We start from the raw sequence: 1,056 nt of genomic DNA on the forward strand, positions 1-1,056 counted from the left end.
GCGCATCAAGCGCGACACCATTGCAAATCGTCGCTTGCAGCATCGTCTGCAGGCCGCTTAAACTCTAACCCCTGATGAGCCAGAGCCTCCCTTCGCAGAACGCCTGATCAGTCTCAAATCATCTGACAACGGACACCTTGGTGCATGGGCTTCTACGCCGTCATGAAGCTTCGGCTTCTCGTCTGGTCGCGGCTTCTCTCCCCGAACGGAACCGAACACCTTATGCTGCGGCCGATCCTGGTCCATTGCATCGATGACGCCGGTCGGCCCTTTCTGCCCCCGGGCCCGGCGCACACTGGGAACACAACCCATCATCCAAAACGCCTGGCGCGACATTCCAGCAACCGTCGAGGCCCTGCGGCAGTTCTGGATGCCTATACGCTTCAAGCGTGGCGCGTAGGCCGTCCGCGCCAAGTCCGTGGCCCTCTCGTACCGTTTACATCCGACTGACCTCGCGCCAGTCTGCACCCTCCTTATTGGCGTCCAACAGGCGCCAATAAGTGACAAGATGCGTGTAGTCATAGAGTGTCACGACCGGCTCGGCAGGAGCCAGATCCGCGACATTGGATTCGAGCGGTGGTTTCTGCATAGCAGTTTCCCGAGCTGAAGCTGCATCATCAGCAGGTTCAGATACCTATCACTGTGGCAGGAAGCTGTGTCGTGTCTAGTGCCAGATTTGACATCACGTGATACTCAATAAGTATCACCTGCGTCTGTTGCCTCCGAATAGCGATCGCGCGTCGCTCCAGCCGCAGCGACGCCGATCTGCTCAGCCAAGCTTAAGCGTCGGCGGCTCCAACGAGGACGCGGCCTCCGGCGTAGGAGATCAAGCTTCCAGGTCCGGTAAGTCCAGTTTGGATGCGGGATCCTGCCCGGCATTAACGTAGTCAAGTCGCAGCAGGCTCGGTCTTGGAACGAGGACCTAGTCAGTCGGTTGTGAAGAACACGCAAGCCGTTGAGAGAGAATCGATTTTTGGCGAACAGACATGGTTCTGTTCGCAGGATTTCGGCGGGTGAGCCCGCAGTTTCTTGCAAATTGCTCTTGGGCGATCGCTG

At 58.0% G+C, this 1,056-nt stretch carries 1 protein-coding gene; it reads right to left on the reverse strand.

Annotated features, from left to right (window positions below; all coding sequences use genetic code 11):
- Nucleotides 1-436: 436 nt before the first annotated feature.
- Complete coding sequence (locus tag AC066S_RS38890; protein WP_167767845.1) at nucleotides 437-589, reverse strand: hypothetical protein; 153 nt, start codon at nucleotides 587-589, stop codon at nucleotides 437-439.
- Nucleotides 590-1,056: the final 467 nt, after the last annotated feature.

Source organism: Bradyrhizobium sp. CFUWI (genome assembly GCF_056429085.1).

What these genes read in the sequence shown, in the direction of transcription:
- AC066S_RS38890 (WP_167767845.1), bottom strand. Translation starts at nt 589, where the DNA reads ATGCAGAAACCACCGCTCGAATCCAATGTCGCGGATCTGGCTCCTGCC.